24 protein-coding genes and 1 pseudogene are annotated in these 24,236 nt (G+C 68.5%); 11 read left to right on the top strand and 14 right to left on the bottom strand.

Translation table 11 applies throughout. From position 1 onward, the window contains the following. Nucleotides 1-5 precede the first annotated feature (5 nt). The 7 genes from K307_RS14520 to K307_RS14490 form a co-directional block, all read right to left on the bottom strand. The gene (locus K307_RS14520) at nt 6-1,208 is read right to left on the bottom strand and encodes a beta-ketoacyl-[acyl-carrier-protein] synthase family protein (RefSeq protein ID WP_042879122.1); all 1,203 of its coding nucleotides are present in this window, start codon (nt 1,206-1,208) and stop codon (nt 6-8) included. Between the two features lie 64 nt (nt 1,209-1,272). After that, nucleotides 1,273-2,121, bottom strand: a complete 849-nt coding sequence (locus K307_RS14515; RefSeq protein WP_042879120.1) for a polysaccharide deacetylase family protein — start codon at nt 2,119-2,121, stop codon at nt 1,273-1,275. After that, nucleotides 2,118-4,532 carry an MMPL family transporter gene (locus tag K307_RS14510; protein ID WP_042879118.1) on the bottom strand — a complete coding sequence of 805 codons (2,415 nt, stop codon included), beginning with the start codon at nt 4,530-4,532 and terminating at the stop codon, nt 2,118-2,120. The genes K307_RS14515 and K307_RS14510 overlap by 4 nt, the downstream gene beginning before the upstream one ends. Before the next feature lie 29 nt (nt 4,533-4,561). Beyond that, nucleotides 4,562-5,191 (bottom strand): LolA-related protein, encoded by a 630-nt coding sequence (locus K307_RS14505; protein WP_042879117.1) that lies wholly within the window; start codon nt 5,189-5,191, stop codon nt 4,562-4,564. Nucleotides 5,192-5,204: 13 nt separating this feature from the next. Continuing rightward, nucleotides 5,205-6,179: an acyl-CoA synthetase gene (locus K307_RS14500; RefSeq protein ID WP_042879115.1), complete on the bottom strand. Its 975-nt coding sequence runs from the start codon at nt 6,177-6,179 to the stop codon at nt 5,205-5,207. Further along, complete coding sequence (locus K307_RS14495; RefSeq protein WP_042879114.1) at nt 6,173-7,876, bottom strand: AMP-binding protein; 1,704 nt, start codon at nt 7,874-7,876, stop codon at nt 6,173-6,175. The genes K307_RS14500 and K307_RS14495 overlap by 7 nt, the downstream gene beginning before the upstream one ends. Before the next feature lie 32 nt (nt 7,877-7,908). Next, nucleotides 7,909-8,649 carry an acyl carrier protein gene (locus K307_RS14490; RefSeq protein ID WP_080745022.1) on the bottom strand — a complete coding sequence of 247 codons (741 nt, stop codon included), beginning with the start codon at nt 8,647-8,649 and terminating at the stop codon, nt 7,909-7,911. Nucleotides 8,650-8,945: 296 nt separating this feature from the next. Here K307_RS14490 and K307_RS14485 point away from each other — a divergent pair, with 296 nt between their 5' ends. The 6 genes from K307_RS14485 to K307_RS14460 all read left to right on the top strand — a co-directional run bounded on the left by K307_RS14485 (nt 8,946) and on the right by K307_RS14460 (nt 12,691). Next, nucleotides 8,946-9,206, top strand: coding sequence for a phosphopantetheine-binding protein (locus K307_RS14485; RefSeq protein ID WP_042879112.1), 261 nt, complete (start codon nt 8,946-8,948; stop codon nt 9,204-9,206). Nucleotides 9,207-9,248: 42 nt separating this feature from the next. Further along, nucleotides 9,249-10,103: a glycosyltransferase family 2 protein gene (locus K307_RS14480; protein WP_042879111.1), complete on the top strand. Its 855-nt coding sequence runs from the start codon at nt 9,249-9,251 to the stop codon at nt 10,101-10,103. A 193-nt stretch (nt 10,104-10,296) separates the two neighbouring features. After that, a complete protein-coding gene (locus K307_RS14475) occupies nt 10,297-11,247 on the top strand; it encodes a CsgG/HfaB family protein (RefSeq protein ID WP_051974885.1) in 951 nt (316 codons plus the stop codon). Nucleotides 11,248-11,258: 11 nt separating this feature from the next. Continuing rightward, nucleotides 11,259-11,576 (top strand): hypothetical protein, encoded by a 318-nt coding sequence (locus K307_RS14470; protein ID WP_051974884.1) that lies wholly within the window; start codon nt 11,259-11,261, stop codon nt 11,574-11,576. Next, on the top strand, nt 11,573-12,013 hold the full coding sequence (locus K307_RS14465; protein WP_230625670.1) for a DUF4810 domain-containing protein: 441 nt from the start codon (nt 11,573-11,575) through the stop codon (nt 12,011-12,013). Before K307_RS14470 ends, K307_RS14465 begins: the two co-directional genes overlap by 4 nt. 9 nt (nt 12,014-12,022) lie before the next feature. After that, nucleotides 12,023-12,691 (top strand): DUF799 domain-containing protein, encoded by a 669-nt coding sequence (locus tag K307_RS14460; protein ID WP_042879108.1) that lies wholly within the window; start codon nt 12,023-12,025, stop codon nt 12,689-12,691. Between the two features lie 66 nt (nt 12,692-12,757). Here K307_RS14460 and K307_RS14455 read toward each other — a convergent pair whose 3' ends face one another. The 3 genes from K307_RS14455 to K307_RS14445 all read right to left on the bottom strand — a co-directional run bounded on the left by K307_RS14455 (nt 12,758) and on the right by K307_RS14445 (nt 15,431). Then, a complete protein-coding gene (locus K307_RS14455) occupies nt 12,758-12,934 on the bottom strand; it encodes a glycine zipper 2TM domain-containing protein (protein WP_029046952.1) in 177 nt (58 codons plus the stop codon). Between the two features lie 146 nt (nt 12,935-13,080). Continuing rightward, nucleotides 13,081-13,995, bottom strand: a complete 915-nt coding sequence (locus tag K307_RS14450) for an NAD(P)-dependent oxidoreductase (RefSeq protein ID WP_268989216.1) — start codon at nt 13,993-13,995, stop codon at nt 13,081-13,083. A 404-nt stretch (nt 13,996-14,399) separates the two neighbouring features. Next, a complete protein-coding gene (locus tag K307_RS14445) occupies nt 14,400-15,431 on the bottom strand; it encodes a Bug family tripartite tricarboxylate transporter substrate binding protein (RefSeq protein WP_051974882.1) in 1,032 nt (343 codons plus the stop codon). A 350-nt stretch (nt 15,432-15,781) separates the two neighbouring features. Between K307_RS14445 and K307_RS14440 the strand changes: the two genes are divergently transcribed. The 3 genes from K307_RS14440 (at nt 15,782) to K307_RS48540 (ending at nt 18,451) form a co-directional block, all read left to right on the top strand. Next, complete coding sequence (locus K307_RS14440) at nt 15,782-17,488, top strand: IlvD/Edd family dehydratase (protein WP_051975055.1); 1,707 nt, start codon at nt 15,782-15,784, stop codon at nt 17,486-17,488. A gap of 3 nt (nt 17,489-17,491) precedes the next feature. Next, nucleotides 17,492-18,157, top strand: coding sequence for a GntR family transcriptional regulator (locus K307_RS14435; protein ID WP_042879104.1), 666 nt, complete (start codon nt 17,492-17,494; stop codon nt 18,155-18,157). A 123-nt stretch (nt 18,158-18,280) separates the two neighbouring features. Further along, entirely contained in the window at nt 18,281-18,451 is a 171-nt protein-coding gene (locus K307_RS48540) for a hypothetical protein (protein ID WP_042879102.1), read from the top strand. 97 nt (nt 18,452-18,548) lie between these two features. Here K307_RS48540 and K307_RS14425 read toward each other — a convergent pair whose 3' ends face one another. After that, nucleotides 18,549-19,487, bottom strand: coding sequence for a LysR family transcriptional regulator (locus K307_RS14425; RefSeq protein ID WP_042882030.1), 939 nt, complete (start codon nt 19,485-19,487; stop codon nt 18,549-18,551). Between the two features lie 179 nt (nt 19,488-19,666). Between K307_RS14425 and K307_RS14420 the strand changes: the two genes are divergently transcribed. Then, nucleotides 19,667-20,635 (top strand): 3-hydroxyacyl-CoA dehydrogenase family protein, encoded by a 969-nt coding sequence (locus K307_RS14420; RefSeq protein WP_051974881.1) that lies wholly within the window; start codon nt 19,667-19,669, stop codon nt 20,633-20,635. Beyond that, nucleotides 20,632-21,510, top strand: coding sequence for a 3-keto-5-aminohexanoate cleavage protein (locus K307_RS14415; RefSeq protein WP_042879100.1), 879 nt, complete (start codon nt 20,632-20,634; stop codon nt 21,508-21,510). Before K307_RS14420 ends, K307_RS14415 begins: the two co-directional genes overlap by 4 nt. Before the next feature lie 16 nt (nt 21,511-21,526). On the opposite strand, the gene K307_RS14410 is transcribed toward K307_RS14415, so the two are convergent. From K307_RS14410 to K307_RS14400, 3 genes and pseudogenes are all read right to left on the bottom strand, one after another. Next, a complete protein-coding gene (locus tag K307_RS14410; RefSeq protein WP_042879099.1) occupies nt 21,527-21,760 on the bottom strand; it encodes a hypothetical protein in 234 nt (77 codons plus the stop codon). A 279-nt stretch (nt 21,761-22,039) separates the two neighbouring features. Continuing rightward, nucleotides 22,040-22,735: pseudogene (locus tag K307_RS14405) on the bottom strand (hypothetical protein). Between the two features lie 99 nt (nt 22,736-22,834). Continuing rightward, nucleotides 22,835-24,220: an alkaline phosphatase gene (locus tag K307_RS14400; protein WP_042879096.1), complete on the bottom strand. Its 1,386-nt coding sequence runs from the start codon at nt 24,218-24,220 to the stop codon at nt 22,835-22,837. Nucleotides 24,221-24,236 lie beyond the last annotated feature (16 nt).

Below are 24,236 nucleotides of genomic sequence, written 5' to 3'. Positions count from 1 at the left end.
CTGGCTCAGTGAGAGGCCGTGTCCGCGCGGGCGAACAGCAGGCTGCAGTTGGATCCGCCGAAACCGAACGCATTGCTCATCGCGTAGCGCAGCGGCGTGTCGCGGTTCAGGAGCACGTAGTTCACGTCCAGCGCAGGGTCCGGCTGCGTGGTGTTGATGCCGCCGGGCAACAGCCCGTGGCGCAGCGCCAGCGCGCAGATGACTGCTTCGAGCGCACCCGCCGCGCCCAGCGCATGGCCGGTCGCGCCCTTGGTGGAGCTGCACGGCGTGCCGGGCAGCACCGCAGCCATGGCCAGCGCTTCGGCCGTGTCGTTGCTGCGCGTGGCGGTGCCGTGCAGGTTGACGTAGTCCACCTGTGACGGCGCGATGCCCGCGCTCGCCAGCGCCTGTTCCATCGCCAGCCGCGCGCCGAGTCCGTCCGGATGCGGGGTCGACATATGGTGCGCATCGCTCGATTCGCCGATGCCTGCAAGCAGGATGGCATCGCCCTCGAGCGTGCCGTCAGCGCGTTCGAGCAGCCCGAAGGCAGCGCCTTCGCCGATCGAGATTCCGTTGCGCGTCACGTCGTAAGGACGGCACGGCAGGTCGGACAGCAGCTCCAGCGAATTGAAGCCGTACAGCGTAGTGTGGCACAGCGAATCGACACCGCCGACCACTGCGGCATCGATCAGCCCCGCTTCCAGCATGCGCCGCGCCGAGCTGAACACCTTGGCGCCGGACGAACACGCGGAGGACACCGCCGCGGCCGGGCCGGCAAGGCCGAGCAGCTGGCGCAGGAAGGCGGGCAGGGAATACGGGTTGTGGGTGCCGCCATAGTTGAAGCCAGGCGGCAGCGCGCCGGTGGCGGGATCGCGCTGGCGGTAGGCCAGCTCGGTCTGCAGCACGCCGGCCGTGCTGGTGCCGAGAAAGACGCCGATCCGGTCGGCGCCGTAGCGCGCCACGGCGTCGCGCACCCGTGCGGCAAAGGCGTCCTGTTCGAGCGCCAGCTGCGCCAGGCGGTTGTTGCGGGAGTCGAACGCCGACAGGGCGGGCGGCAACGCCACGGCATCCAGGCCCGGCACCTCGCCGACATAGGTGTCGAGCCTGACATCGCCAAAGCGGCAGGGCGCCAGGCCGCCGCGCTGCGCGCGCAGCGCCGACAGGGTGGCGTCAACGCCGGTGCCGATACAGCTGGTGGCCGTGAAATGCGAGAACAGGAGCGGGGACACGGCTTTGGGGGAAGGGATGGGAATCTCGGTAAGGCTGGGCTAATTGTAACAAGGCGCCGGCCGATCAGGCTGGCGGCACCACGGAGCGCAGCGTCACGCAGCGCAGGCCCGCCTGCTCGATGGCCGCGAGCAGACCCGGCAGCACCGTGGCGCAATGTGCATTGCCGGCCGCATCGATGCCGGGATCGCCGTCGTGCAGCAGCAGGATGTCGCGCCCGGCCAGGTTGCGCGTGAGGCGCTGCGCCACGCTGGCCGCGTCGTAGTCGGAGCGGGTATCGAAGCCGCGCCGCGTCCAGGCGGCGAGCTGCAGGCCAAGCCGGCACAGCACGGGCTCCAGGAAGGGATTGCGCAGTCCCGCGGGTGCGCGGAAGAAACGCGGCGCCTGCCCGGTGATATCGGAAAGCACCTGCTGTGCGGCGCCGATATCGCGCAGCATGCGGCCCGGGCCGAAGACGGAGAAGTGCAGCCGGTGGTACATGCTGTGGTTTTCCACCGCATGCCCGCGCCGGATGATCTCGCGCACCAGTCCCGGATGCGCCGCGGCGCGCTCGCCAATGCAAAAGAAAGTCGCGCGCGCACCATGCTGGTCGAGCATGTCGAGCACGCGCGGTGTCAGTTCCGGATTGGGGCCGTCGTCGAACGTCAGCCCCACGCAGTCGTGCGCCGACGCCGGCAGCCGCAGCAGGTTGGGACCCAGCCAGTTGCTGCGCGGCCACAGGCCGGCGAAGCACATTGCCGCATGCGTGGCGGCAATGCCCGCCAGCGCCACGCCCATGCTCGGCGGATACGCCAGCATGGCGCCGGCCGCGGCGGCATGAACGGCGGCGGTGCCGTACAGCAGCGGGCTCGGCCGCCAGGGGCGGCTGTGGGCGGCGTCGGGAAGGGCGACGCCGGAGGCGGATAACGGCTTCATTGTCTTGAACTCCCGGCTGCATCCGGCGCCGCGGGGCGGGCCAGGATCGCCGCAAACCACAGCGCCAGCACCGCGCCAGGACCGACCGTCAGGCCGAAGGCCTTGAGCAGCGGCAGGCTGGACAGCGCCAGCAGCCCGAAAGCGGCAACCGTGGTCAGGTTGGCCAGCAGCAGCGAGACCAGCGTATGCGGTGAGTTGGCCGCCACCTGGCTGCCGGCCGTGGGGCTGTTGAAGAATAGCGCGTAATTGGAACCCACGGCGACCAGCAGCAGCAAGCCCACCAGGTGCAGCAGCGTCAGCGGCTGGCCCAGCGCGGCCAGGCCGCCGAGCACCACCAGGGCCGCTGCCGCCAGCGGCAGCACGGTGGCTACCACGCGCCGCACCGAGCGCAGCGCCACCACCAGCAGCGCGATGATCGCCAGCAGGCCGGCCAGCGACAGCAGCAGCGCTTCGCGCATATAGCCGGTGTAGAGGCGGTCCGATTCGCCCTTGAGGTCGACGAACAGCGTGTCGGGCACGCCGGCCCGCGCGATCGCGGCGCGCACCGCGGCGCTGTCGACGCCATCGGCTGCGCTGCCCTGCGCGTGGGTCGGTGCACGCAGCGGCAGCGTTGCGCTCCAGCGCCCGTCGCGCTGCGAGAGCAGTGCGTCGACCGCCAGCGCCATCGACGTGCCGCGCAGGTCCTCGCGCCGCAGCAGCGGGCCGGTGCGCGTCTTGTCAACGTCTTCCAGGAATGGCGCGAACAGCGACGCGCGCACCGGGTGCGCGGCGATGGCCGCCTGCAGGCGCTGCGCCATCGTCTCGGGCGGCGGCAGGCTGGTCTGGCGGGCGCGCTGGGTCGCTGCGCTGGGCAGGTAGCGTGCCGGGTTCTCGTAGCCGCCGATGAAGTTCTGCGCCACCAGCGGGTCCAGCTCATGCGCCACGCGCTCGGCGTGCTGAAGCACGGACTCCTGGTCGGGGCCGGACAGCACCACCAGGTAGCGCACGTCGGGCGCGCCCAGGTCCTCCCGCAACGAGGCGTCGAGTGCCTGGTCGCTCGCGGAGACCGGGCTCAGTGCCTGCAGCTCGCGGCCCCACAGCGTGCCGCGATGCGCCACCAGCACCGCGCATGCGGCCAGCACCAGCACGGCGACCAGCCAGCGCAGCCGGTGCGCGCGCGTTGCCAGCCAGGCCAGGCGGCGGCCCAGCGGCGTCACGTCGCGCAGGTGCAGCGTGGCGGGCATCAGCTGCGGCAGCACGAAGCGCGTCACAAGCGCTGCCGTCGCCAGCCCGGCGATCGAATACAGCCCCAGCTGCGCCAGCCCGGGGAAGCCAGACAACAGCAGCGAGGCGAAGCCGCAAATCGAGGTCAGCACGCCCAGGCGCACCGTGGGCCAGAAGCCGCCCAGCCACGCGCGTTCGTCGCGCTGTCCGCCGCGCACATACTGCGCGGATTGCACGAACAGGTAGATCGAATAGTCCACCGCCTCGCCGATCAGCGTGGTGCCGAAGCCGAGCGTCAGGCCATGCACGGTGCCGCCAAAGCCCAGGCTGACCGCGGCGATGCCCGCCAGCGCGCCGCTGAGGACGGGCACCAGTCCCAGCACCAGCAGCGGCACCGAGCGGTACACCACTAGCAGCAGCGTGACGATGATGGCCAGCCCGATCGTCGACAGCCGCTCGACGTCATGCCGGATGGTGTCGCGCGCCTGTACCGAGAACACGCCCGGACCGGTCATCACCAGTTTGTACGCGCCGGGCGCCGTGGTCTGTTCAAAGGCCGCGCGAATGGCGCCGATGGCCTGTGCCTGGGCATCGGTGTCGGAGCCGGTCGCCGCGGTCTGCGCCAGCAGCACGGCACGCTTGCCGTCGCGCGAGGCCCAGGCGCCGGCATGCATCGGCAAGCGCTGGCCGGCGTCGAGCTGCGCCATCATCGCCGCGACTTCGCCGGTGGGATCGCGCGGCAGCAGCGACTTGGTAAAGAGGCCGGCGGACGATGCCAGCAGTTCGAACGACTCGTTCAGCGCCATCGTCAGGCCGCGCTCGCTGAAGCGCTCCGGCGTGACCGCGGGACTCAGCAGGTAGCGGTGCGTGAAGACGTACTGGCGGTCAGCCGCCTGGTTGACCGGCTCGCCGTTCTGGATCGAGGAGAAACGCGCATCGCCGCGCAATTTTGCCGCCATCGCGCGCGAGATCGCGGCGCGGCCATCGGCGTCGCCGCCCTCGATGCCGACCAGCACCAGCCGCGACACCAGCCCGTCGCGCAGCTGGTTCACCAGCAACTGCTGCTCGGCACTGGGCAGCCGCGGCAGGAAGGCCGACAGGTCGGCGGTGAAGGTGGTACGGCTGATGATCGCCGCGCAGGCGAGCAGGGCGAGGATCCACAGCGCCAGCGCCAGGCGTGCGCCCGGCAGCGTGAAGCGGCGTGGCATCCCGGGTGGTTGTCCCGGTGGGGTGGTGCTCATGGACGGCCCGCGGCCTTGCCGGCGGGTCGGATCTGCATCACGGAGCGGTCGCCGTCGGCCTGCCGGATCTCGACGCGGTTGAGTGCATCCTGGCTGCCGTCGATGCGCACCTGGCTGATTACCGCGGCCATGCGCGAGTTCGCCGGCGTCAGCGTGAGCGTCCAGCGGCTGGCGCGGCCTTCGAGGCCGAGCTTGTAGTAGCGCTCCAGCGTATCGCGGTTGCCTGCCAGCGTGCCGCGGATGCTTTCGATAAAGGCGGCCACCTCGGGGTAGTTCTGCAGCGGCAGGGTGTGGCGCTTGCCGTCGCGCTCGACCGTCAGCATGTCGCCGTCGAGCACCAGGTTCTCTTGCTTGGGTGCCAGCGTGCGCTTTTCCAGGTGATCCGGCGCGGTGAACAGCAGCTCGCCCGACGACTGCACCGGCTTGCCGACGATCGCCAGGTACTTGGTCTCGGTGAACAGCACGCGGCCGGACTTGCGCTGCGCCAGCGTCGACATCAGCTGGTCGACGCCGAAGGCCGCGGCGCCTTCACGCGCGGCGGCGCCGCAAGGGATCGCAAAGGCCAGCACGGCGCTGGCCAGCAGCATTGGCAGCAGGGAACGGAGAGGGCGCTTGGACAGGAACATGCGGGAGGAGATCTCAGGGTTCGTTGCCCGGCGGCGGCTGCTCGGAGAGCGGCGGCCCGGCGTGCCAGAAGTCGTAGAAGTTGAACCAGTTGTACGGCGCGCTGCGGCAGAAGTTCTCCAGCAAGCCGACGTAGCCGGCCAGTGCCGATTGCACAGCCGCCTCGCGCTGGCCGCGCCCGGTCTGGGTGAAGTCCGCCAGCGGCACGAAATGGACATCGTAGCGGTTGCCGCCGCGGTACAGGCCGGTGATAAAGAACACCGGCCGGCGCAGCATCGCGGCCATGCGCAGCGGCCCGGTCGGGAAGCCCGTGGGGGTGCCGAGGAAGCTGCACTGCTGCACCGGGTCGGTGGCGCGCTGCGACAGCGTGCGGTCGGCCAGCATGCCGATCATGTAGCCGCGGTCCAGGTAGTCGCGCACCTTGAGCATGGTGTCGAAGCGGCCCAGCGCGATCACGTCCTGGCGCATCGCGGGATTGATCGACTGCAGCACGTCGTTGAGCTTGTGCGCGTTCTCCTCGTACATGGTGATTGCGACTTCCATGTCCGGGTGTTGCCGCCCGAGCGCGCGCACCACCTCGAAGCTGCCCAGGTGCGCGCCCAGCAGGATCGCGCCGCGCCCTTGCGCCATGGCTGCTTCGAGCTGCGCCTCGCCATGCAGGCGGATATCGAACAGGTCGAAGCGGCCGTTGAGCAGGTAGATGCGATCGAGGATGGTCGAGGCGAAGGTGAACACATGCCGGTAGCCGTCGATCCAGTTCGCCTCGCGCCCGAGCGCGCGGTCCATGTAGGCGCGCGAGGCATGGCGCGCCGCCGGCGAAAACAGCGTGAAATACGCCGCGATCAGCCGCAGCAGCACGCGCCCGACGGGGCGGCCCAGTGCCAGCGAAATCGTCGTCATGATGCGCAGCAGCGGGATATTGCTGCGCTCCTGCTGGCGCGACCAGTCGGTTTCCAGCGGCTGCTGCCGCTTCCAGGGCCAGGTCAGCATGGCGCGGCCTCCGCTGGCGGCGTGGCGTCGCGCACCTGCAGCGTGCCGCTGGCGACATTGCGCCCCGCGCTGCGCAGCGTGAACCGCAGGCTGTCGCCGCCTTGCTGGTGCAAGACCTCAACGCGTTCGCCGGGCCGCACCGGACTCAGGAACTTGACGGTGCCCACCTGCGTGGGCACAAGCCGCCGGCCCAGCGCCGCGCCGAGTTCCAGCACCGCGTGGTCCAGCAGCACCACGCCGGGCACGATCGGGTTGCCGGGGAAGTGGCCGGCAATGGCCGGATGGTCTGCGCCGATGACAAAGGCGGGCGGCTCGATGGTATCGCCGTGGTGCGCGGCGGCCAGTTGCGCGACCAGTGCCGCCAGCGCGGCGCGCGGCAGCTTGCCGGCGTCATTGCGCGGCAGGCTCTCGGCGAACACCAGCGGCCGCGGCAGGAAGGCCGGGTCGATGCGCATGCGCAGCGCCTGCAGGATCTGCACCGGCGCCACGCCAGGCGCGACCACGGCCGCGGCCAGGCGCACCACGTGGCCGCGGAGGTCGCCCTCGTGGGCGTCGTCGGGCATGAAGAACGCGCCGTCCTGCACGCCTTCGATCGCATTGAGCTGGTGGTTCAGGTAGGCCAGCGAGGTGCGCTTGCCGGCGATGTTGAGCAGGTCGGCCTTGCGGCCGTGCAGCAGGAAGTGGCTTGCATCCAGCTGCGCGATGGCATCGCCCAGCGGCACCGGCTGTTCGATATGGCCGCCTTCGGCCCAGGTCTCGGTGTCGTCGCCGCCGGCGGTGGGGCGCTGATGCAGGCTTGCGCCCGGGACCAGCGTCCAGGTGTCGGTCTGCGCGGTGCGCCGGGTGGCGAGCTGGCCGGTCTCGGTGCTGCCGTAGATCTCGACTAGCGGCGCGCCGAACAGCTTCTCGGCCTCGGCGGCGAGCTGGCGGCCGAGCGGGGCGGTGGCGCACAGCAACACGTCGGCCGGGGGCATGGCCATGCCGGCCTGCGCCAGCGTGCGCAGGTGCACCGGCGAGCTGACCAGTGCGCGCGGGCCCGGCACCGAGGCCAGCGTGTCGCGCACATCGGCCGGGTAGAACGCGGTGGCTGCGGCCAGCGCGGCGCCGCCCTGCAGCGCCAGCATGACTGTAGCTTCCAGCCCGAACATATGCTGCGGCGGCACCGTGCCGACCAGCGTCCACGCGCGCCCGTCCAGCAGCCCGAGCCGCTGCGCCGCGGCGCGCGCGCTGCGGGCCATCGCGCCCCAGGTCTTGCGGTGCGGCACCGGGGTGCCGGTCGAGCCGGAGGTGAATACGTAGGCCATCACCTGCGCCGCCGGAATCTCGGGGATGTCCACGAGCCCGGCCGCGGCCGCGTCTGAAACATCCGGATAACGGACTGCCGGCATCGCGCAATCCGCGACAGGCTGGTCATGCAGGCAGAACGCATCCGGTGCGAAGGCGGCGAGCTGGCGCACCATCTCCGGCGTCTGCGACGGCGGCAGCAGGGTGGACTTGCCGGCTATCAGCGCAGCGCACAGCCCGACGGTGAAGCGGTAGCGATCCGTGCAGGCGTTGAACACGTGGCCGCCCACGGGCATCGCGGCGGCCACGCGGGTCACGTCGGCCAGGAACTGCCGCACGGTAACGGGCCGCCCGTGCGCCCAGGCGATAACGTCTTCGGGCGAGGCATGCGCGACGATCGGGAGCATGGTCATGGGGCTGAGCCTGTGCTGCGGGCGGCGGCGCGTCAGCGCGACGACCCGGACCGGCCCGCCCGGGCAGCCATGACCGCGCGGTAGCCGTGCACGGCGTCAAGCAGGCCGGTGTGGCGCATGCCGGGGAAGGCGATGCGGCGGCACGCGGCTTCGCCCGCGAACATCGCGGCAATCAGCAGCGGCGTGCCCAGGTTGGCGAAGCTGGACCAGGTCGCCACCGGTGCCAGCACGAACAGCAGCGTGGATACACCCACCATCGCCGCGAAGAACAGCGTCCAGGCCTGGGTCACGCGCCGTGTGTACTGCGCGTGCGAGGGCGACAGCGGCGGCCCGTGCAGCGCCGTGGCGATCTGCATGCACAGCGGCGTGCTGCCGGCGCGCAGGCTCCGTCCGAACATCACGCCCAGCGCCGCGTTTACGCCCGCATGCTGCAGGAAATAGGTCCAGCCGAAATGCCCGGCCAGCGGCGCGCGCCAGATCCACAAGGCCGCGCATGCCGCCAGCAGCGCCAGCCATGCCGGCGCGCGCCAGCCAGTACGCCGCAGCGCGACGAAGCCGATCGCCAGGAACGGCGCCATGCCGAGAAACAGAGCGGCGACCTCGGCACCCGGCTGGTGGGCGGCGCGATGCAGGGCCGACTCATAGACGACGAAGCCCAGCACCGCAGCAATCCAGCCATGGCGTCGCAACGGCGAAGTCGCGGCATCCGGACGGACCGGGTAGGCCGGTGCGGCGATCGGGGTGGGGAGGTCCAAGGGCTGGCTCGAAGGCATCTGTGGGTTTATTGTGTGTTGCATAAGGCGCTTCATGGGCGCCCTCTATATAATGCGTGCGGCGCGATGCGGCATTGCCACGGCGGGCACAGCGCGCGAAAGCGAACGCTTTATACCTTAAAAGACCCCGCCGGCGGTGCGATGATTCCCAAAAGCCCCGCCTTTGTTGTTACTAAACTTCTCTCAACTGGCTCGGGCTTGGGCCCTTTGATAGCATCGGTTGCCCTGCCCTGCGTTCCGGGTCGAAGTCTGCCCGGACCCGTGCCGCAGCGGCCATCCTGCAGCCCCTTTGCGACATGACCGAACTCGAAACCGAACTTGCCCGCCTGATCATCGACGAACTCGACATCGCCGAACTGCGGCTGGAGGACGTCAAGGCCGACACGCCGCTCTATGGCGAGGGCTTCGGGCTGGATTCCATCGATATCCTCGAGATCGCGCTGCTGGTTTCGCGCAAGTACGGCGTCGAGTTGCGTTCGGACAATCCCGACAACAAGACCATCTTTGCCTCGCTGGGTAGCCTGGCCGCCTACCTGGCGGCCAACCGCACGCGCTAGCGCGGCGCTTCCTCGCCACCCGGCCAGCCCCAGCACACGAACATGCCGCAGCAAGCCACGCCCCGCCCGGCGCTGGTGACCGGCGGCACGCCCCATCCCAACGGTGGCCCCGCGCCGTCGGCCACGCACTTTGTCCTGATCCCCAGCTACAACCCGGGCCCGCGCCTGCATGACACGCTGCGCGCCGCGCGCGAGGCCTGGTCGCCGGTCTGGGTCGTGGTCGACGGCAGCACCGACGGCAGCGAGCGCTGGCTGCAGGCGCAGGCCGCCACCGACCCGGGACTGCGCGTGCTGGTGCTGCCCAGCAACCAGGGCAAGGGCGCCGCCGTGCTGCAGGGCATCGAGGCCGCCGCCGCTGAAGGCTTTACGCACGTGCTGGTGATGGATTCCGATGGCCAGCATCCCGCGCACCTGATCCCTGAGTTCATGGCGCTGTCGCAGCGCCAGCCCGGCGCGATGGTGCTGGGCCGGCCCATCTTCGACGCCAGCGCGCCGCGCGAGCGGGTCTACTGGCGGCGCATGTCCAATTTCTGGTCCGACCTGGAAACGTTGTGGGCCGGCATCGGCGATTCGCTGTTCGGCTTTCGCGTCTATCCGATCGCGCCACTGCGCGCGGTGATGCAGGAGAGCCGGTGGATGCGGCGTTTCGACTTCGATCCGGAGGTCGCGGTGCGGCTGTGCTGGCGCGGCGTCTGGCCGATCAACCTCGATGCCCCGGTGCGCTACTTCGCTCGGCGAGAGGGTGGGGTCTCGCACTTCCGCTACCTGCGCGACAACCTGTTGCTGACGGGGATGCACCTGCGGCTGGTGGCGGGCTTCCTGCTGCGGCTGCCGGTGCTGGTGTGGCGACGGTTGCAGCGTTCCGCGGGCAACCCTTCGTCCGACGACGTGGCCTGACCCTTCCTTCCTCTTTCACACCGCCCAGTCCGCACCGTCGCGGATATTTGACCTGCTACAACAAGGCCGCATTTACCGCTCAAGAACTGGTGGGACGTGTCGATATCCCCGACATAGCCTATTGCGCAGGGTGGTGATGTTCCATACAATCGCCCGACTTGCAATTTGTAACTATTTGTAATCGGGGGAAACGATGGGTTTCAACAGGTTGTTGGCTGCAGGCATGTGCCTGGGGCTGGGCGCTTGTGCCACCGTCACCGCGCCGCCCAAGGTCGTGGAGGCGCCCACGCCGCGCCAGCAGCAGGTCGCCGCACAGGAGGCCGTGTCGCTGCCGCCGGTGAACCAGCTCAAGCGCAAGATTGCCATTGGTCGCTTCTCCAATGAAACGCGCTATGGCCGCACGTTCTTCACGGACCAGAACCTGGATCCGCTCGGCAAGCAGGCCAGCGACATCCTGTCCAGCCGGCTGGTGGCCTCCAAACGATTCCTGGTGTTCGAACGGCCCGACCTGGGCAAGGTCCAGGCAGAGCAGAGCCTGACCAAGGACAGCCAGCTGGTGGGCGTGGATACGCTGATCATCGGCTCCGTGACGGAATTCGGTCGCGCCACCACGGGCAAGGCGGGCTTCCTCAGTTCGACCAAGGTGCAGACCGCCCACGCCAAGGTGGAAATCCGCCTGGTCGATGTGAAGACCGGCCATGCCTTTTTCTCCGCCAGCGGTGCTGGCGAGGCTTCCACTGAGTCCGGTGAGGTGGCGGGATTCGGCAGCAAGGCCGACTACGACGGCACGCTCAACGACAAGGCCGTTGCCGCCGCGATCTCGGATGTGCTGGGCCGCCTGATGAGCAAGCTCGAAGAGCGCCAGTGGAAAACCGACATCCTCAAGGCCGAAGGCCGCACGGTGTACATCTCCGGCGGCAGCCGCCAGGGCATCCGTGCCGGCGACATGCTGTACGTCTATGCCGAAGGCGAACAGGTCAAGAGCGCGCAGAGCGGATTCCAGATTGCGCTGCCGGCGCGCCCCGTGGCCAAGGTGCGGGTGCAGTCGTCGTTCGGCGACAGCGAAACCAATGAGGGATCTGTGACGGAACTCGTGTCCGGCACGCTGCCCAAGGGCACCGCCAACCTCTTCGTCGCGCAATAGGGAACCCCAAGATGAAACAGCTTCTGTGCGCCGCACTTGCGGCGCTGGCCATGTACGGCTGCGCATTGCCGAATACGACCGTACAGAGCGGGCAGGGCCGTCCGACCCTGCGCGTCGTCGGCGCACCGCCACAGTCCGTGCTGATGGTGGATGGCATCCAGGTGGGCCAGGCGTCCGCCTTCGATGGCGTGCAGTCGGTGCTCAAGATCGAAGAGGGCCCGCACGAGGTCGAGGTCCGGCAAGGCGGGCGCGCGCTGCTGACGCGCAGCATCTTTGCCTCGGGCGGCGAGTCCGTCAGCATCGAAGTTTCCGCGGAGCAACAACAATGAAAATGATCCACATCACCGGCGTGCTGGCGACCGCCGTGCTGCTGAGCGCCTGCGCGCCGCAGCAGAAGTACGCCTGGGGCTCATACGAGCCGGCGCTCTACACCTACTACAAGACGCCAGCCGCTTCCGAGGCATTCGCGGAACAGCTCGGCAAGACGATCTCGGGCGCCGAAAGCAGTGGCGCCAAGGTGCCGCCCGGGCTCTATGCCGAGTACGGTAACGTGCTGCTCGAGCAAGGCAAGGCGAAGGACGCCGTGGTCTGGTTCGGCAAGGAAAAGGCCGCGTGGCCGGAATCCGCCGCACTGATGAACCGCATGATCCAGATCGCCAGCGCACCGGCTGCCGACAAGGGCAAAGGCAAGGCGGTGGAAAACACCCAGACCAGCGCTCAGGCTGTCGCTCCTGCGCAGGCCCCCGGCCAGACTACCAAGCAATAAGGGGAATCCATGCGCCTTATCCAATCGTTCCGCACGCTCGGCCTGCTGGCACTGGCAGGCAGCCTTGCCGCCTGCGCGCCCATGGCCAAGCGTTCCGACTACACTGCCTTCCGTGCCGAACAGCCGCGTTCGATCCTGGTGGTGCCGGTAGTGAACCGCAGTGTCGATGTCGATGCGCCTGACTACTTCCTGTCGACCATCTCGCGACCGATCGCAGAGCGCGGCTACTACGTTTTCCCGGTGCATTTGACCAAGCGCCTGATGGAAGATGAAGGGCTGTCCGACGCGGACCTGGTGCACAGCAACGACCCTGCCGTGCTTGGCAAAATGTTCGGCGCGGATGCCGTGATGTATGTCCGTATCGACCGCTGGGATTCCAAGTACCTGGTCTTGCAGACCACGACGACGGTAGAGCTCGACTACACGCTCAAGAGCGTGAAAGACGGCAAGACCTTGTGGACTCGCCATCAGCAACTGGCCTACACGCCCAATAACAATGCGGGCGGCGGCCTCGCAGGCCTGATCGCTTCGGCAATCGCTGCCGCCGTGGAAAAGGCAAAGCCCAATTACGTGCCGCTGGCACAGCAGGCCAATGCGTCGGCAGTAGGCCTGGTAGGCGTAGGCCTGCCCGCAGGCCCGTACGATCCGAAGTTCAAGGCTGACTCGGCCGAGTTCTGAACGCCGACGCCACCATGCAGAAAGGCCGCGCAAAGCGGCCTTTTTGTACAGGGCCGGGGCATCAGCTTACTTGCCCAGTTCGTGGCCGATCACGCCGCCAACCACGGCGCCGCCAATCGTGCCCGCAGTGCTGCCGTCGGTAAGTTCATGTCCGGCCACACCGCCCGCCACTGCGCCCGCCGCGGTACAGCCAGCCAGCGCCATGCTCGCGCCTATCAGAAGCGCGCCTGCGAGTTTCCACATGATGGTCTCTTCTGCATCGTTGCCGGGCCGGCCCCGCTGGACGGGCCCCATGTCTCCAGCTTAGGCCCGCGCCCGGCAGCGGCCTTTCCGAGACACGCCGATTGCGCTGTAGGAATCGGACGACGGCGGGTGACGCCGCAGCGACGTCAGGAGGACTTCGCGTGCTGGCGCAGGCGCTTGATCAGCGAGGAGGTGTCGGCGCGTCCACAGCCCATCTGCTGCAGGTCGGCATAGAACTGGTCCACCAGCGCCGTCACCGGCAGGCCGGCGCCGTTGCGGCGCGCCTCGTCCAGGCACAGGCCCAGGTCCTTGCGCATCCAGTCCACCGCGAAGCCGAAATCGAACTTGTTGTCGATCATCGTCGGGCCGCGGTTTTCCAGCTGCCACGAACCGGCCGCGCCTTTGCTGATGACGTCCAGCACCAGCTTCATGTCGAGGCCGGCGCGCTCGCCAAAGGCAATGGCTTCGGACAGGCCCTGGATCAGGCCGGCGATGCTGATCTGGTTGACCATCTTGGCCAGTTGCCCCGCGCCCGAGTCCCCGATGCGCGTGACCGCGCGCGCGTAGGCGGCGATGACCGGCTCTGCGCGCGCATAGACCTCTGCATCGCCGCCGCACATGATGGTCAGGATGCCTTTTTCCGCGCCCACTTCGCCGCCGGAAACCGGGCCGTCGATAAAGTGCAGGCCGCGCTCGCCCGCGGCGGCGTAGAGCTCGCGCGCCACGTTGGCGCTCGCGGTGGTGTGGTCGACGAAGATGCAGCCGCTCGGCGCGCTGAAGAAGGCGCCGTCATGCCCGGTCAGCACGGAACGCAGGTCGTCGTCGTTGCCCACGCAGGAGCACACCACCTGCGCATCGCGCACGGCGAGCGCGGGCGTGGCGGCCGCCTTGCCGCCGAACTTCTCGACCCAGGCCTGCGCCTTGGCGGCGGTGCGATTGTAGACCGTGACTTCGTGCCCCTTGGCGGCGAGGTGGCCGGCCATGTGGAAACCCATGACGCCGAGTCCGAGAAATGCGACACGCATGCTGCTGCTCCGTTGCTTGTTTGTTCGTTGTGAGATCGGTGAGGCGCGGTCCCATTTGCGTGGTGACGCATCGGGGCGCTTGCGCGGGTGGGCGCGGTTGGGACGCGTCCCGGACACAGAGTATACGGGTGCGGTGGGGCGGGGGACAGATACAGCGATGCGCCAGTCTGGGCATGACAGGGCGGCGCATCGGGCACAAATACCTATCACATCGCTAAATCAGAAATGCGCATGAGATAGGTATTTGCCGAAATACTCATGACAAACGGAAGCGGCATTGACAGCCCGTTAACCCCGTCCATAACCTACGCCTTCGGGTCGGGTTGCGCTGACCAGCATGCGGCGCGTTGAGGGTCTTCCTCTCCTGGCTTGCCTTCCGACACAGGTCGCTCTGAGCGACCTGTTGTCCTTTGTCGGGAGCAATGCCGAGGCTCCGCCGCTCACTCCGGCTTCACCCCCGCCTCCCTGATCACCGCATTCCACTTGCCCACCTCCGCCTTGATCCGCGCCCCCGTCTGCGCAGGCGTGGTCCACGTGGCGATCGCCCCCTGCTTCAGCAGCGTGGCCTGGACCTCCGGCTCGGCAAGGATCTTCTTCAAATCGTTGCTCAGCCGGTCGATCACCGGCGCGGGCGTGCCGGCAGGCGCGACGATGCCGAACATCGAGCTCACCTCAAAGTCCTTCAGACCCGCCTCATTGGCGGTCGGCACGTCAGGCAGGGCGCTCACGCGCTCGGACGAGGTCACGGCCAGCGCGCGCAGCTTGCCGCTCTTGACGTAGGCCTGCGCGGCGGGAACGGTCTCGACCATGCTCAGCACCTGGCCGCCGATCAGGTCGGTCATGGCGGGGCCGCTGCCCTTGTAGGGTACGTGCAGCATTTCCACGCCGGCCATGCGCTTGAACATTTCACCGGCGAGGTGCTGCGGCGAGCCGTTGCCGGCCGATGCAAAGGTGATCGCGCCCGGCTTCGACTTGGCCAGCGACACCAGCTGCGGCAGGTTGTTGGCGCTCACCGAAGGATTGACCACGAATACCAGCGGCACGGTGCCCACGATCGACACCGGCGCGAAGCTCTTTTCCAGGTCATAAGGCACGCGGCTCTTGTACAGCGCGGCGTTGATGGCGTGGCTGGTCAGCGCGCCCATCAGCAGCGTATAGCCGTCGGGGGCCGACTTGGCGACCAGTTCGGCGCCGATATTGCCGGCGGCGCCGGCGCGGTTGTCGACCACGACCTGCTGGCCCAGCGTGGTGGACAGGCGCTGCGCCAGCGTGCGGCCGATCACGTCGGTGGCGCCGCCCGGCGGATAGGGCACGACGAGCCGGATCGGCTTCCCGGGATAGGTTTCCGCGGCACTGCCGAATGTGGGTGCGAGCAGCATGCCGGCAACCGCGAGCGAAGCAACCAGGACGGAGCGGCGAGGGGTGCGACGCGGCGCAAGAATGCCGCGGCCGGCCAGGGAAATGCCAGGCATGTGGGGTCTCCTGTACCGGGAAATCTTGAAATTGGAGGAGTGCCCGACGGCTGAGGCCCGCCCGGCCGATGACGCCCCGGCTTCGTCATCGGGGCCAAGTGTAGGGGGCGGCTCTTGATTGATGAAGACGTATTTTTCTATCGACTGATCTGAAATACAGATTAATTTTCGCTGCGCGCTGCCAGGCTTGCGCCGTTCGTGCATTGGCAGCTAAGCTTCGGCCATCGATTATCAATAATCCTATTGGAGATAGCCCCGTGTCCCTCACCGATCCCAGCAAGGCCAGCCCGGCTGCCGCCGCCGACCCCAAGGCCCAGGACGAAGGCGCCCCGGCCGGCGGCCCTCAAGGCCTGGGCAAGGGCCTGACCAACTACGGCGACAATGGCTTCTCGCTGTTCCTGCGCAAGGCCTTTATCAAGGGCGCGGGCTATACCGACGACGCGCTGTCGCGCCCGGTGATCGGGATCGTCAATACCGGCAGCAGCTACAACCCCTGCCACGGCAACGCGCCGCAACTGATCGAGGCGGTGCGCCGCGGGGTGATGCTGGCCGGCGGCCTGCCGGTGGATTTCCCGACCATCTCGGTGCACGAGAGCTTTTCCGCGCCGACCAGCATGTACCTGCGCAACCTGATGTCGATGGATACGGAAGAGATGATCCGTGCCCAGCCGATGGACGCGGTGGTGCTGATCGGCGGCTGCGACAAGACCGTGCCGGCCCAACTGATGGGCGCGGCCTCGGCCGGCGTGCCGGCGATCCAGCTGGTGACCGGGTCGATGCTGACCGGCGCGCACCGCGGCGAGCGCGTGGGCGCGTGCACCGATTGCCGCCGCTACTGGGGCCGCTATCGTGCCGACGAGATCGACGCGGCCGAGATCGCCGACGTCAACAACCAGCTGGTGGCCAGCGTCGGCACCTGCTCGGTGATGGGCACAGCCAGCACGATGGCCTGCGTGACCGAGGCGCTCGGCATGATGGTCGCAGGCGGCGCCTCCGCCCCGGCAGTGACGGCCGACCGCATCCGCGTGGCCGAGCGCACCGGCACCACCGCGGTGGCGATGGCCAAGGCGCGGCTGACGCCCGACCGCATCCTCACCGGCAAGGCCTTCGAGAACGCCTTGCGCGTGCTGCTGGCGATCGGCGGCTCGACCAACGGCATCGTCCACCTGACCGCGATCGCGGGTCGCTTGGGCATCGACATCGACCTGGCCGGGCTCGACCGCATGAGCCGCGAGACGCCTGTGCTGGTGGACCTGAAGCCCTCCGGCCAGCACTACATGGAAGACTTCCACAAGGCCGGCGGCATGACCGCGCTGCTGCGCGAGCTGCGCCCGCTGCTGCACCTGGATACGCTGACGGTGTCGGGCCGCACGCTCGGCGAAGAACTGGACGCGGCGGCGCCGCCGTTCGCGCAGGACGTGATCCGCCGCGCGCCCGACCCGATCTACCCGGCCGGCGGTCTTGCGGTGCTGCGCGGCAACCTGGCGCCGGGCGGGGCCATCATCAAGCAGTCGGCGGCCGACCCGGTGCTGATGGAGCATGAGGGCCGCGCGGTGGTGTTCGAGAACGCCGAGGACATGGCGCAGCGCATCGACGACGAAGCGCTCGACGTCAAGGCCGACGACATCCTGGTGCTCAAGCGCATCGGGCCGACCGGCGCGCCGGGCATGCCGGAGGCCGGCTATATGCCGATCCCGCGCAAGCTGGCACGTGCCGGCGTCAAGGACATGGTGCGCATCTCCGACGGGCGCATGAGCGGCACCGCGGCCGGCACCATCGTGCTGCATGTGACACCGGAAGCCGCCATCGGCGGCCCGCTGGCGCTGGTGCAGAGCGGCGACCGCATCCGGCTGTCGGTGCGCGAGCGCGAACTGACGCTGCTGGTGGACGAAGCCGAACTGGCCCGCCGCGCCGCGGCGCAGCCGGTGGAGCGCCCGCGTGCGGATCGCGGCTATCGCAAGCTCTTCCTCGAGACCGTGACGCAGGCCGACCAGGGCGTCGACTTCGACTTCCTGCGCGCCACGCAGACGGTGGAAACCGTGCCGCACAAGCGCTGAGCCATGAACGATATGCAAGCCGAAGCCGGCGCCATGCAGCAGGCCGTCGACACCCTGGAAGAGGACATCGTCTTCGGCCGCCTGCATCCGCGCGAGCGGCTGACCGAAGACGACCTGATGGCGCGCTTTGACCTGAAGCGCCATGTGGTGCGGCAGGTGCTGGCCAGGCTGGAGGCGATCGGCGTGGTCGAGCGCAAGCGCAACGTGGGCGCGGTGGTGCGCGCCTTCTCCGCGCGCGAGGTGCTGGAGCTGTACGCGCTGCGCGAGGTGCTGGAATGCCATGCTGCCGAACTGATCACGCTGCCGGTGCCGGCGGCGCGGCTGGCGCCGCTGGTGGCCGTGCAAAAGCAACACGATGCGGCGGTGGCGGCGGGCGACGCGCGCGCGGTGTTCCGCATCAACCAGGCCTTCCACCGCGAGCTGTTCGCGCTGACCGACAACGCGGTGCTGCAGCAGGCCATCGGCGACTACGCGCGCCGCGCCCACCCGATCCGCTTCGGCACGCTGGCTGCGGCGGCGTACCGCGAGCGCGCGCGGCAGGAGCACTGGGCGATGATCGAGGCGCTGAAGACCGGCGACCGCGACGCGCTCATGGCACTGTGCCGGCGCCACCTGCTGCCATCGCGCGATGCCTACCTCGCCGCCGAGCAGGCGCGCGGGGCGGCCTGAAGAAACGCCTCACGCATCACAGCCGAGTCAGAACCCGCCTACGCCAGCATCCGCCCTTGTCCTATCCCTTGCGTGCCCGCCACTGCCTACATTGAACCTAGCACCACCGCAAGGAGCCGACTTATGTCATTCGCGCTATACATCATAGGCCTGATGGTCCTGGTGGGCGGCATCGCCTGGGGCATGTCAACGGCCGGCCTCGCGCCCGTCTATATCGGCATTGCCTGCCTGATCGTGCTGGGGATCGGGATCATGGCGGCCGTCTCCCGTACCCGCACCAAAGATCCTTCCTGACCGCTGCGGGCCCGGCGCGATGCCGGGCCCGCTTGCTTGTCCGCTTCCGTTTTTCTTTACGCCGCGCAGCGGCCTCGCGCGCGGCAGCCGATGATGCTCATGCGCCGGCCCCCGCGGTGCTGCTTTGCGCGGCTGGCGGATGGGCGAGTTGTGTGCGCACCGCGGCCGCCAGTTCCGCGGCTGCAGGCGACAGGGTGCGGTTACGCGACGTCACCAGCCCGATCGAGCGCTCGGTCACCGGTGCAGTCAGCAGCCGCTCGACGATGCCGGGCTGGCGCACGGTGCCGGCGGCGATCTCTGGCAGCGCGGCGACACCAAAGCCGCACTCGACCATGGCCGCTATGGTTGCCAGGTGCTCGGCCTCGAACACCGGCTGGAAGCGGATGCGGTTCTGCAGGAAGGCCCATTCGGCATACTGGCGCACGCTGCTGGGATGCGTCATCGACACGTGCGGCGCGTTGGCGGTATCGGCCCAGCGCAACGGCCCGGCGGTGCGCGCCATCGGGTGCGCGGACGGGATCAGCAGCACGAAGCGGTCGGACAGCAGCGGCTCGTACTGCAGGTCGGCCTGCTGCGGATCGGCCGCGGTCAGCGCAAAGTCCACTTCGCCGGCGCGCACCAGGTCGAAGGCGGGGCCGGACAGCGTGTCGATCACCTTCAGCGCCACTTCCGGGCGCGCGCGGTGGTAGGCCATCAGCACGCGCGGCAGCATGCGTGCCGCCAGCGACGGCAGCGCCGCCACCGCCACCTGCCCGCGCTCGGCGCTGGCGATGCCGGTCACGGCGTCGATGGCGCCACGAAATGCCGCCTGCAGCAGCGCTGCCTGTTGCATGAAGACCTGGCCGGCGGCGGTCAGGCGCACGGTGCGGGTGGTGCGGTCAAAGAGGCGCACACCGAGGGACTCCTCAATGCGCAGGATCTGCGTAGACAGGGCGGACTGCGACAAATGCAGCTGGCTGGCGGCCTGGCGAAAGTTCAGTGTGCGGCCGAGTACCAGCGTGGTATCGATGTCGCGCATCGACAGGTTGATTTTCATGGTGTAGCTGCGGCGGGCGGGCACCGGCCGGCGGAGTCTTGCGATTGATCTGATTTGCGGATCATTTTATCCAAAGAATCGACTTCATCAATCAAAGCGAGTTCTCTACACTGCCGGGATTCGATGGCCTGGCGCGCTGCTGGCGTGTGCGGGCCGCACCGCATCCCCCTGGAGATCCTATGCCGAACCTGACCGATCCGGTCATCCTGAGCCGCCCCGGCACCGCGCATGCGGTGGTGGTGGGCGGCGGCACCATGGGCACCGATGTCGCCGTGGTGCTGACGCGCGCGCTGTGCCGTACCACCGTGATCGAGCCCGACGCCGGCCGTGCCGCCGCGCTGCCGCAACGCGTGCGCGACAACCTCGCCACTATCGGCCGCGAGCAAGGCGCCGAACGGCTGGCCGTGGCCGCGATGCTGGATGACGTGGACTGGTCCACCGTGGACCTGGTGATCGAGTGCATCCCGGAACGGCTGGACCTGAAGCAGGCCCTGTTCGCCGACCTGGTCCGGCGCGCGCGCGCCGATGCCGTGCTGGCCAGCAACAGCTCCAGCTTCCCGATCAGCGCCATCGGCGAAGGGCTCGAGACGCGCGCGCGCATGCTGGGCCTGCACTTCTTCATGCCGGCCCACCTGGTGCCGCTGGTGGAAGTGGTGATGGGTGAGGGCAGCGACGAGGCCTGCGCCGACGCGCTGATCGCCTTCATGCGCCGCTGCGCGATGGTGCCGGTCAAGGTGCGCAAGGACCTGCCGGGCTTCCTCGCCAACCGGCTCCAGCATGCGCTGTCGCGCGAAGCCTTCAACCTGATCGACCGCGGCATCGCCTCGCCCGAGGATGTGGACGCGGCGGTGCGCTTCGGCTTCGGTTTCCGCTTCCTGGCCGCGGGGCCGGTGCTGCAGCGCGACCATGCCGGCATCGACGTGCATGCCGCCGCCGGCGCCACCATGTACCCGAGCTTCTGCAATGACGACCATCCCGCGCGCTGCCTGTCCGAGCGCGCCGCCGACGGCCGCCACGGCATGAAGCGCGGCGAAGGTTTCTACCAGTGGACACCCGAGACCATTGCCGCCGAGCGCGCGCGCTATGACCGCCTGCTGCGCGCCGGCCTGGAACTGATTGCGCCCGAATTGCCCGAGATCCAGCCATGACCCAAGCCAATCCCAAGCCCAATGCCGCGGTGCGCACGCCGCTGGCCGACTCGCCTCTGATCGTCACGGTTGCACCGAATGGCGCCTACAAGCAAGCTGCCGACCATCCCGCAGTGCCGTTGACCGCGGCGGCGCTGGCCGCCGAGGCGCGCGCCTGCCTGGACGCCGGCGCGGCCATGATGCACATGCATGTACGCGATGCGCAAGGCCGCCATTCGCTCGACGTGCAGACCTACCGCGACGCGATGGCGGCGGTGAAGCAGGCGGTGGGCGATTCGCTGCTGGTACAGGTGACGAGCGAAGCAGCGGGCGTGTACAAGGCCGCCGAGCAAATGGCGATGGTGCGCGAATTGCGGCCCGAGGCCGTGTCCGTTGGGCTGCGCGAATTGGCGGTGACGGAAATCCCGGACAGCGAACTGGCGGCGTTTTTCGCCTGGCTGGCCGGCGAGCGCGTGATGACGCAGGTGATCCTGTATGACGTGGCCGACGTGCGGCGCTGGCAGTCGATGCGCGAACGCGGCATGGTGCCGGCGGGGGCGTGGTCGTTACTGTATGTGCTGGGGCGCTATTCGGCTGGACAGGTATCGTCGCCGCGTGACCTGCTGCCCTTCCTGCAGGTCGCGGACGAAAGCGCCGATGCGCTGCCGTGGGCGATCTGCGCTTTCGGCCGCGAAGAAAACGCCTGCGTGACCGCAGCCGCCGCGTTTGGCGGCCATGTGCGGGTAGGTTTCGAAAACAACTTGCTGTTGCGCGACGGCAGTCGTGCGCCCGGCAACGAAGCACTGGTGGCGCAGGCGGTGCAGGGCGGGCTGACGCTGGGCCGGCCGATCGCCGACGCCGCCGATGCGCGCAGGATCTACGGCGAGGTACGCTGAGGCTCGCGCGGCGGCGTCAGGCGCCGTCGCTGAAGCTGTCGCGCGGGCCGTTCGGGTTGTGCGCGCCGTCGGTGATGGTGCTGCGCGTGCCGGTGGCGCTGTGCGCGCCGTCAGTGAACGAGCTGCGGGTACCGGTGGCGCTGTTGGCGCCGTCGCTGAAGGGATCGACGTTGCGCGGTGCAGCCTGCGCAGTGCCGACCACGGCGGCAACGAGGGCGGTGGCCATAAGGACTTGCCTGAGTGCTTGCATGGATGGCTTCTCCGTAAGAGTGCCGGCCCGGGGTGGCCGGCGGTAATGCAAGTCTAGGCAGCGCCCCCCCACGCCAGCATGACCGGCACATGACAATGCCGTCATTCTCGCAAGCGAGAGAAGTCTCAGCGAGGCCCGGCTGGACGCCGGAGAATGACCCGCCGACCTATGGCAGCAAAGGCCGCCAGGAAGTTAAAGTCGATGGGAAACAGGTCTCTGGAAGGCGCGAGGTATCGGAATTCCGGGATTGGTTCCGATGAAGTGTCTCGCTGACTCTGACTAATCCATCAGGTCCGTGTACTCGCCTTTCGCATAGGGCCTTGTCCGGCTCCACGGAGCGGCTTGCGGCGCTGCAATTGCGGTCACCCGCGTGACCTTCTTCTGCGTACCGCTGGCATTGCGCGACTGGACCAGGCGCGGATACTGGCCGGCCACGTCCCACTGGACCGTCACCTGTTCGTTGCCGCGCCTGGCGCGATACTCCTGCACACCGCCGCGCGCAGGGCCGTTCGCGTTCATCGTCTTAAGCGCAGCCGGGTCCAGCAGGTGGTACGCGGTCGCCCACGAGCCGTCGAACCCGATGTTGCCGTATTCAGCCGGGCTGACTTCGAAGGTCTTGCGCATGGTGTCGCTGACCAGCCGCACCGACAGCTTGCCGGACGGCTGCCGCTCGATCCAGCGCGCGGCGGCCGACATATCCATGTGCTTGTGGCCCTTGTCCGCCCTGGCGTGCTCGGCTTCGTCGTGCGCGCCGTGCGGGATCTCGCGCTCGATCCAGACTGTCTCGCCCTCGCGGTAAACGCGCTCGGTGAAGTAGATGTCGCGGCGCACGCCGTCGGCCCCGAGCGCCGACAACTCGTGCTACACGCGCAGTGCCAGGGGGCCGGAGGCTTTTGCCGGTTCCGCCGCCACATTGGTGAAGGCCGCCGTGGCAACCAGCAGCGCAAGGACAGGAAATGTTTGTTTGGTCTTCATGAAACTGTTCAGAAAGCGAAAAATGCGCGCGCCGGTTTGCCGGCGCGCGCATGGCAGTCAGGCACTGCGTTCGGGCGTGCAGCAGTGCCGTGGCAGGTATCAGAGCCCCAGCGCGGACTTCACCACGCCGAAGACCTTGGTGTTGTCGATGGTGCCCTTGAGCGCGGCATTGCCCGGACCCGTCGAGAACAGCATCACATCGCCGCCGCCGTGGGTTTCCGAACCCGGAGCCCCGAGGTTCACGCCGACTTCCTGCAGGTAGCCGTCGGCGGTGGTGTCCACCAGCGCGGGGTTGTCGCGTGGTGTCTTGCGCGGACTGCCGCCGTTGCCGAATACCAGCGTGGTGTAGGGCAGGCCGTCAGCCGCCGTGGCGGGTTGCTTCGTCTTGATGTCCGTCACTGTGCCGAGGATCGGGTTGCCGCGATGCGAGTAGCCGTTGATCGTCATCGTATGGTCGTGGTCGGCAGTTACGACGATCATCGTGTTCGACAGGTCCACCATCGACAGCGCACGCTTGATGGCGTCGTCGAACGCGATCGTGTCTTCCAGCGCGCGCTTGGCATTGGTGCCGTGCAGCGCATGGTCGATCCGGCCGCCTTCCACCATCAGGAAATAGCCGTTCCCGTTCTTCTGCAGGATGCGGATGGCTTTCTCGGTCATGTCGGCCAGGCTCGGCTCGTCGATATTGCTCTTGACGCGGTCCAGTTCGTAGTTGAGGTGGTCCATGTTGAACAGGCCGAGCAGCTTGTTCGTGGCGGCCGGGTCCACGGTCTTGAGCGCGGTGCCGGTCGTCACGTAGGTGTAGCCCGGGAACTGAGTGGTCAGGTCAACACCATCCGTGCGCTTGCCGCCCGCGGCGCTTGGCAGGAACTGGCGGCGGCCGCCCCCGAGCAGCACGTCCAGGCCATCCTTGAGCGCCGTGTTGTAGGCGGCGTTGCCGGGGGCGGCCTGCGCGGCGATATTGTTTTCGCCGTCGCGGTGGCAGACGTGCGAGTAAGTGGCCGCAGGCGTGGCATGCGTGGCGCGCGTGGTGGTGACCGCGCCGACCGACTTGCCGGCGGCCTTGGCCAGTTCCAGCACAGTGGCAACTGGCGTCCCGTTGCCGCCCGGGCAGGTGCTGTCACCGGCGCTGGTCACATAGGCCTTGCCGGTGCTGTCGCTGGCCTTGGTATCCGCCGACATGGAGATGACTTCGTTGTTCATCTTCACACCGGTCATGTAGGCCGACATCGACGGCGCACTGTCGGTGGTCTGCGCGTCGTTCGAGTACGTCTTCACGCGCGCGGTGCGCTTGAGCGACTCCATATTGAGCTTGCCTGTTTCGCCATACTTGTAGATGCGCGAAGCGGTGACGGTGGTCGGGCCCATGCCGTCGCCCAGGAAGAAGATGACGTTCTTGGCCTCGCCCGCGGCTTGCGCGGGGAGGGCGAAGCAGGCGCAGGCAACCGCGGCTGCCGACAGGCCGGTAAAAATGATGGATTTCATGGCGTTATTCCGTCAG

It is taken from the genome of Cupriavidus necator A5-1, from assembly GCF_000744095.1.
Taxonomy (GTDB): Bacteria; Pseudomonadota; Gammaproteobacteria; order Burkholderiales; family Burkholderiaceae; genus Cupriavidus; species Cupriavidus necator_A.
Note: the sequence above shows the minus strand (reverse complement) of the source record. Positions and strands in the feature narration are given on the sequence as shown.

What these genes read in the sequence shown, in the direction of transcription:
- K307_RS14465 (WP_230625670.1), top strand. Translation starts at nt 11,573, where the DNA reads ATGAAAATGATCCACATCACCGGCGTGCTGGCGACCGCCGTGCTGCTG.
- K307_RS14420 (WP_051974881.1), top strand. Translation starts at nt 19,667, where the DNA reads ATGCCGAACCTGACCGATCCGGTCATCCTGAGCCGCCCCGGCACCGCG.
- K307_RS14470 (WP_051974884.1), top strand. Translation starts at nt 11,259, where the DNA reads ATGAAACAGCTTCTGTGCGCCGCACTTGCGGCGCTGGCCATGTACGGC.
- K307_RS14475 (WP_051974885.1), top strand. Translation starts at nt 10,297, where the DNA reads ATGGGTTTCAACAGGTTGTTGGCTGCAGGCATGTGCCTGGGGCTGGGC.
- K307_RS14500 (WP_042879115.1), bottom strand. Translation starts at nt 6,179, where the DNA reads ATGCTGACCTGGCCCTGGAAGCGGCAGCAGCCGCTGGAAACCGACTGG.
- K307_RS14460 (WP_042879108.1), top strand. Translation starts at nt 12,023, where the DNA reads ATGCGCCTTATCCAATCGTTCCGCACGCTCGGCCTGCTGGCACTGGCA.
- K307_RS14510 (WP_042879118.1), bottom strand. Translation starts at nt 4,532, where the DNA reads ATGCCACGCCGCTTCACGCTGCCGGGCGCACGCCTGGCGCTGGCGCTG.
- K307_RS14480 (WP_042879111.1), top strand. Translation starts at nt 9,249, where the DNA reads ATGCCGCAGCAAGCCACGCCCCGCCCGGCGCTGGTGACCGGCGGCACG.
- K307_RS14455 (WP_029046952.1), bottom strand. Translation starts at nt 12,934, where the DNA reads ATGTGGAAACTCGCAGGCGCGCTTCTGATAGGCGCGAGCATGGCGCTG.
- K307_RS14425 (WP_042882030.1), bottom strand. Translation starts at nt 19,487, where the DNA reads ATGAAAATCAACCTGTCGATGCGCGACATCGATACCACGCTGGTACTC.
- K307_RS14410 (WP_042879099.1), bottom strand. Translation starts at nt 21,760, where the DNA reads ATGCAAGCACTCAGGCAAGTCCTTATGGCCACCGCCCTCGTTGCCGCC.
- K307_RS14445 (WP_051974882.1), bottom strand. Translation starts at nt 15,431, where the DNA reads ATGCCTGGCATTTCCCTGGCCGGCCGCGGCATTCTTGCGCCGCGTCGC.
- K307_RS14505 (WP_042879117.1), bottom strand. Translation starts at nt 5,191, where the DNA reads ATGTTCCTGTCCAAGCGCCCTCTCCGTTCCCTGCTGCCAATGCTGCTG.
- K307_RS14400 (WP_042879096.1), bottom strand. Translation starts at nt 24,220, where the DNA reads ATGAAATCCATCATTTTTACCGGCCTGTCGGCAGCCGCGGTTGCCTGC.
- K307_RS14435 (WP_042879104.1), top strand. Translation starts at nt 17,492, where the DNA reads ATGAACGATATGCAAGCCGAAGCCGGCGCCATGCAGCAGGCCGTCGAC.
- K307_RS48540 (WP_042879102.1), top strand. Translation starts at nt 18,281, where the DNA reads ATGTCATTCGCGCTATACATCATAGGCCTGATGGTCCTGGTGGGCGGC.
- K307_RS14515 (WP_042879120.1), bottom strand. Translation starts at nt 2,121, where the DNA reads ATGAAGCCGTTATCCGCCTCCGGCGTCGCCCTTCCCGACGCCGCCCAC.
- K307_RS14415 (WP_042879100.1), top strand. Translation starts at nt 20,632, where the DNA reads ATGACCCAAGCCAATCCCAAGCCCAATGCCGCGGTGCGCACGCCGCTG.
- K307_RS14495 (WP_042879114.1), bottom strand. Translation starts at nt 7,876, where the DNA reads ATGACCATGCTCCCGATCGTCGCGCATGCCTCGCCCGAAGACGTTATC.
- K307_RS14485 (WP_042879112.1), top strand. Translation starts at nt 8,946, where the DNA reads ATGACCGAACTCGAAACCGAACTTGCCCGCCTGATCATCGACGAACTC.
- K307_RS14490 (WP_080745022.1), bottom strand. Translation starts at nt 8,649, where the DNA reads ATGCCTTCGAGCCAGCCCTTGGACCTCCCCACCCCGATCGCCGCACCG.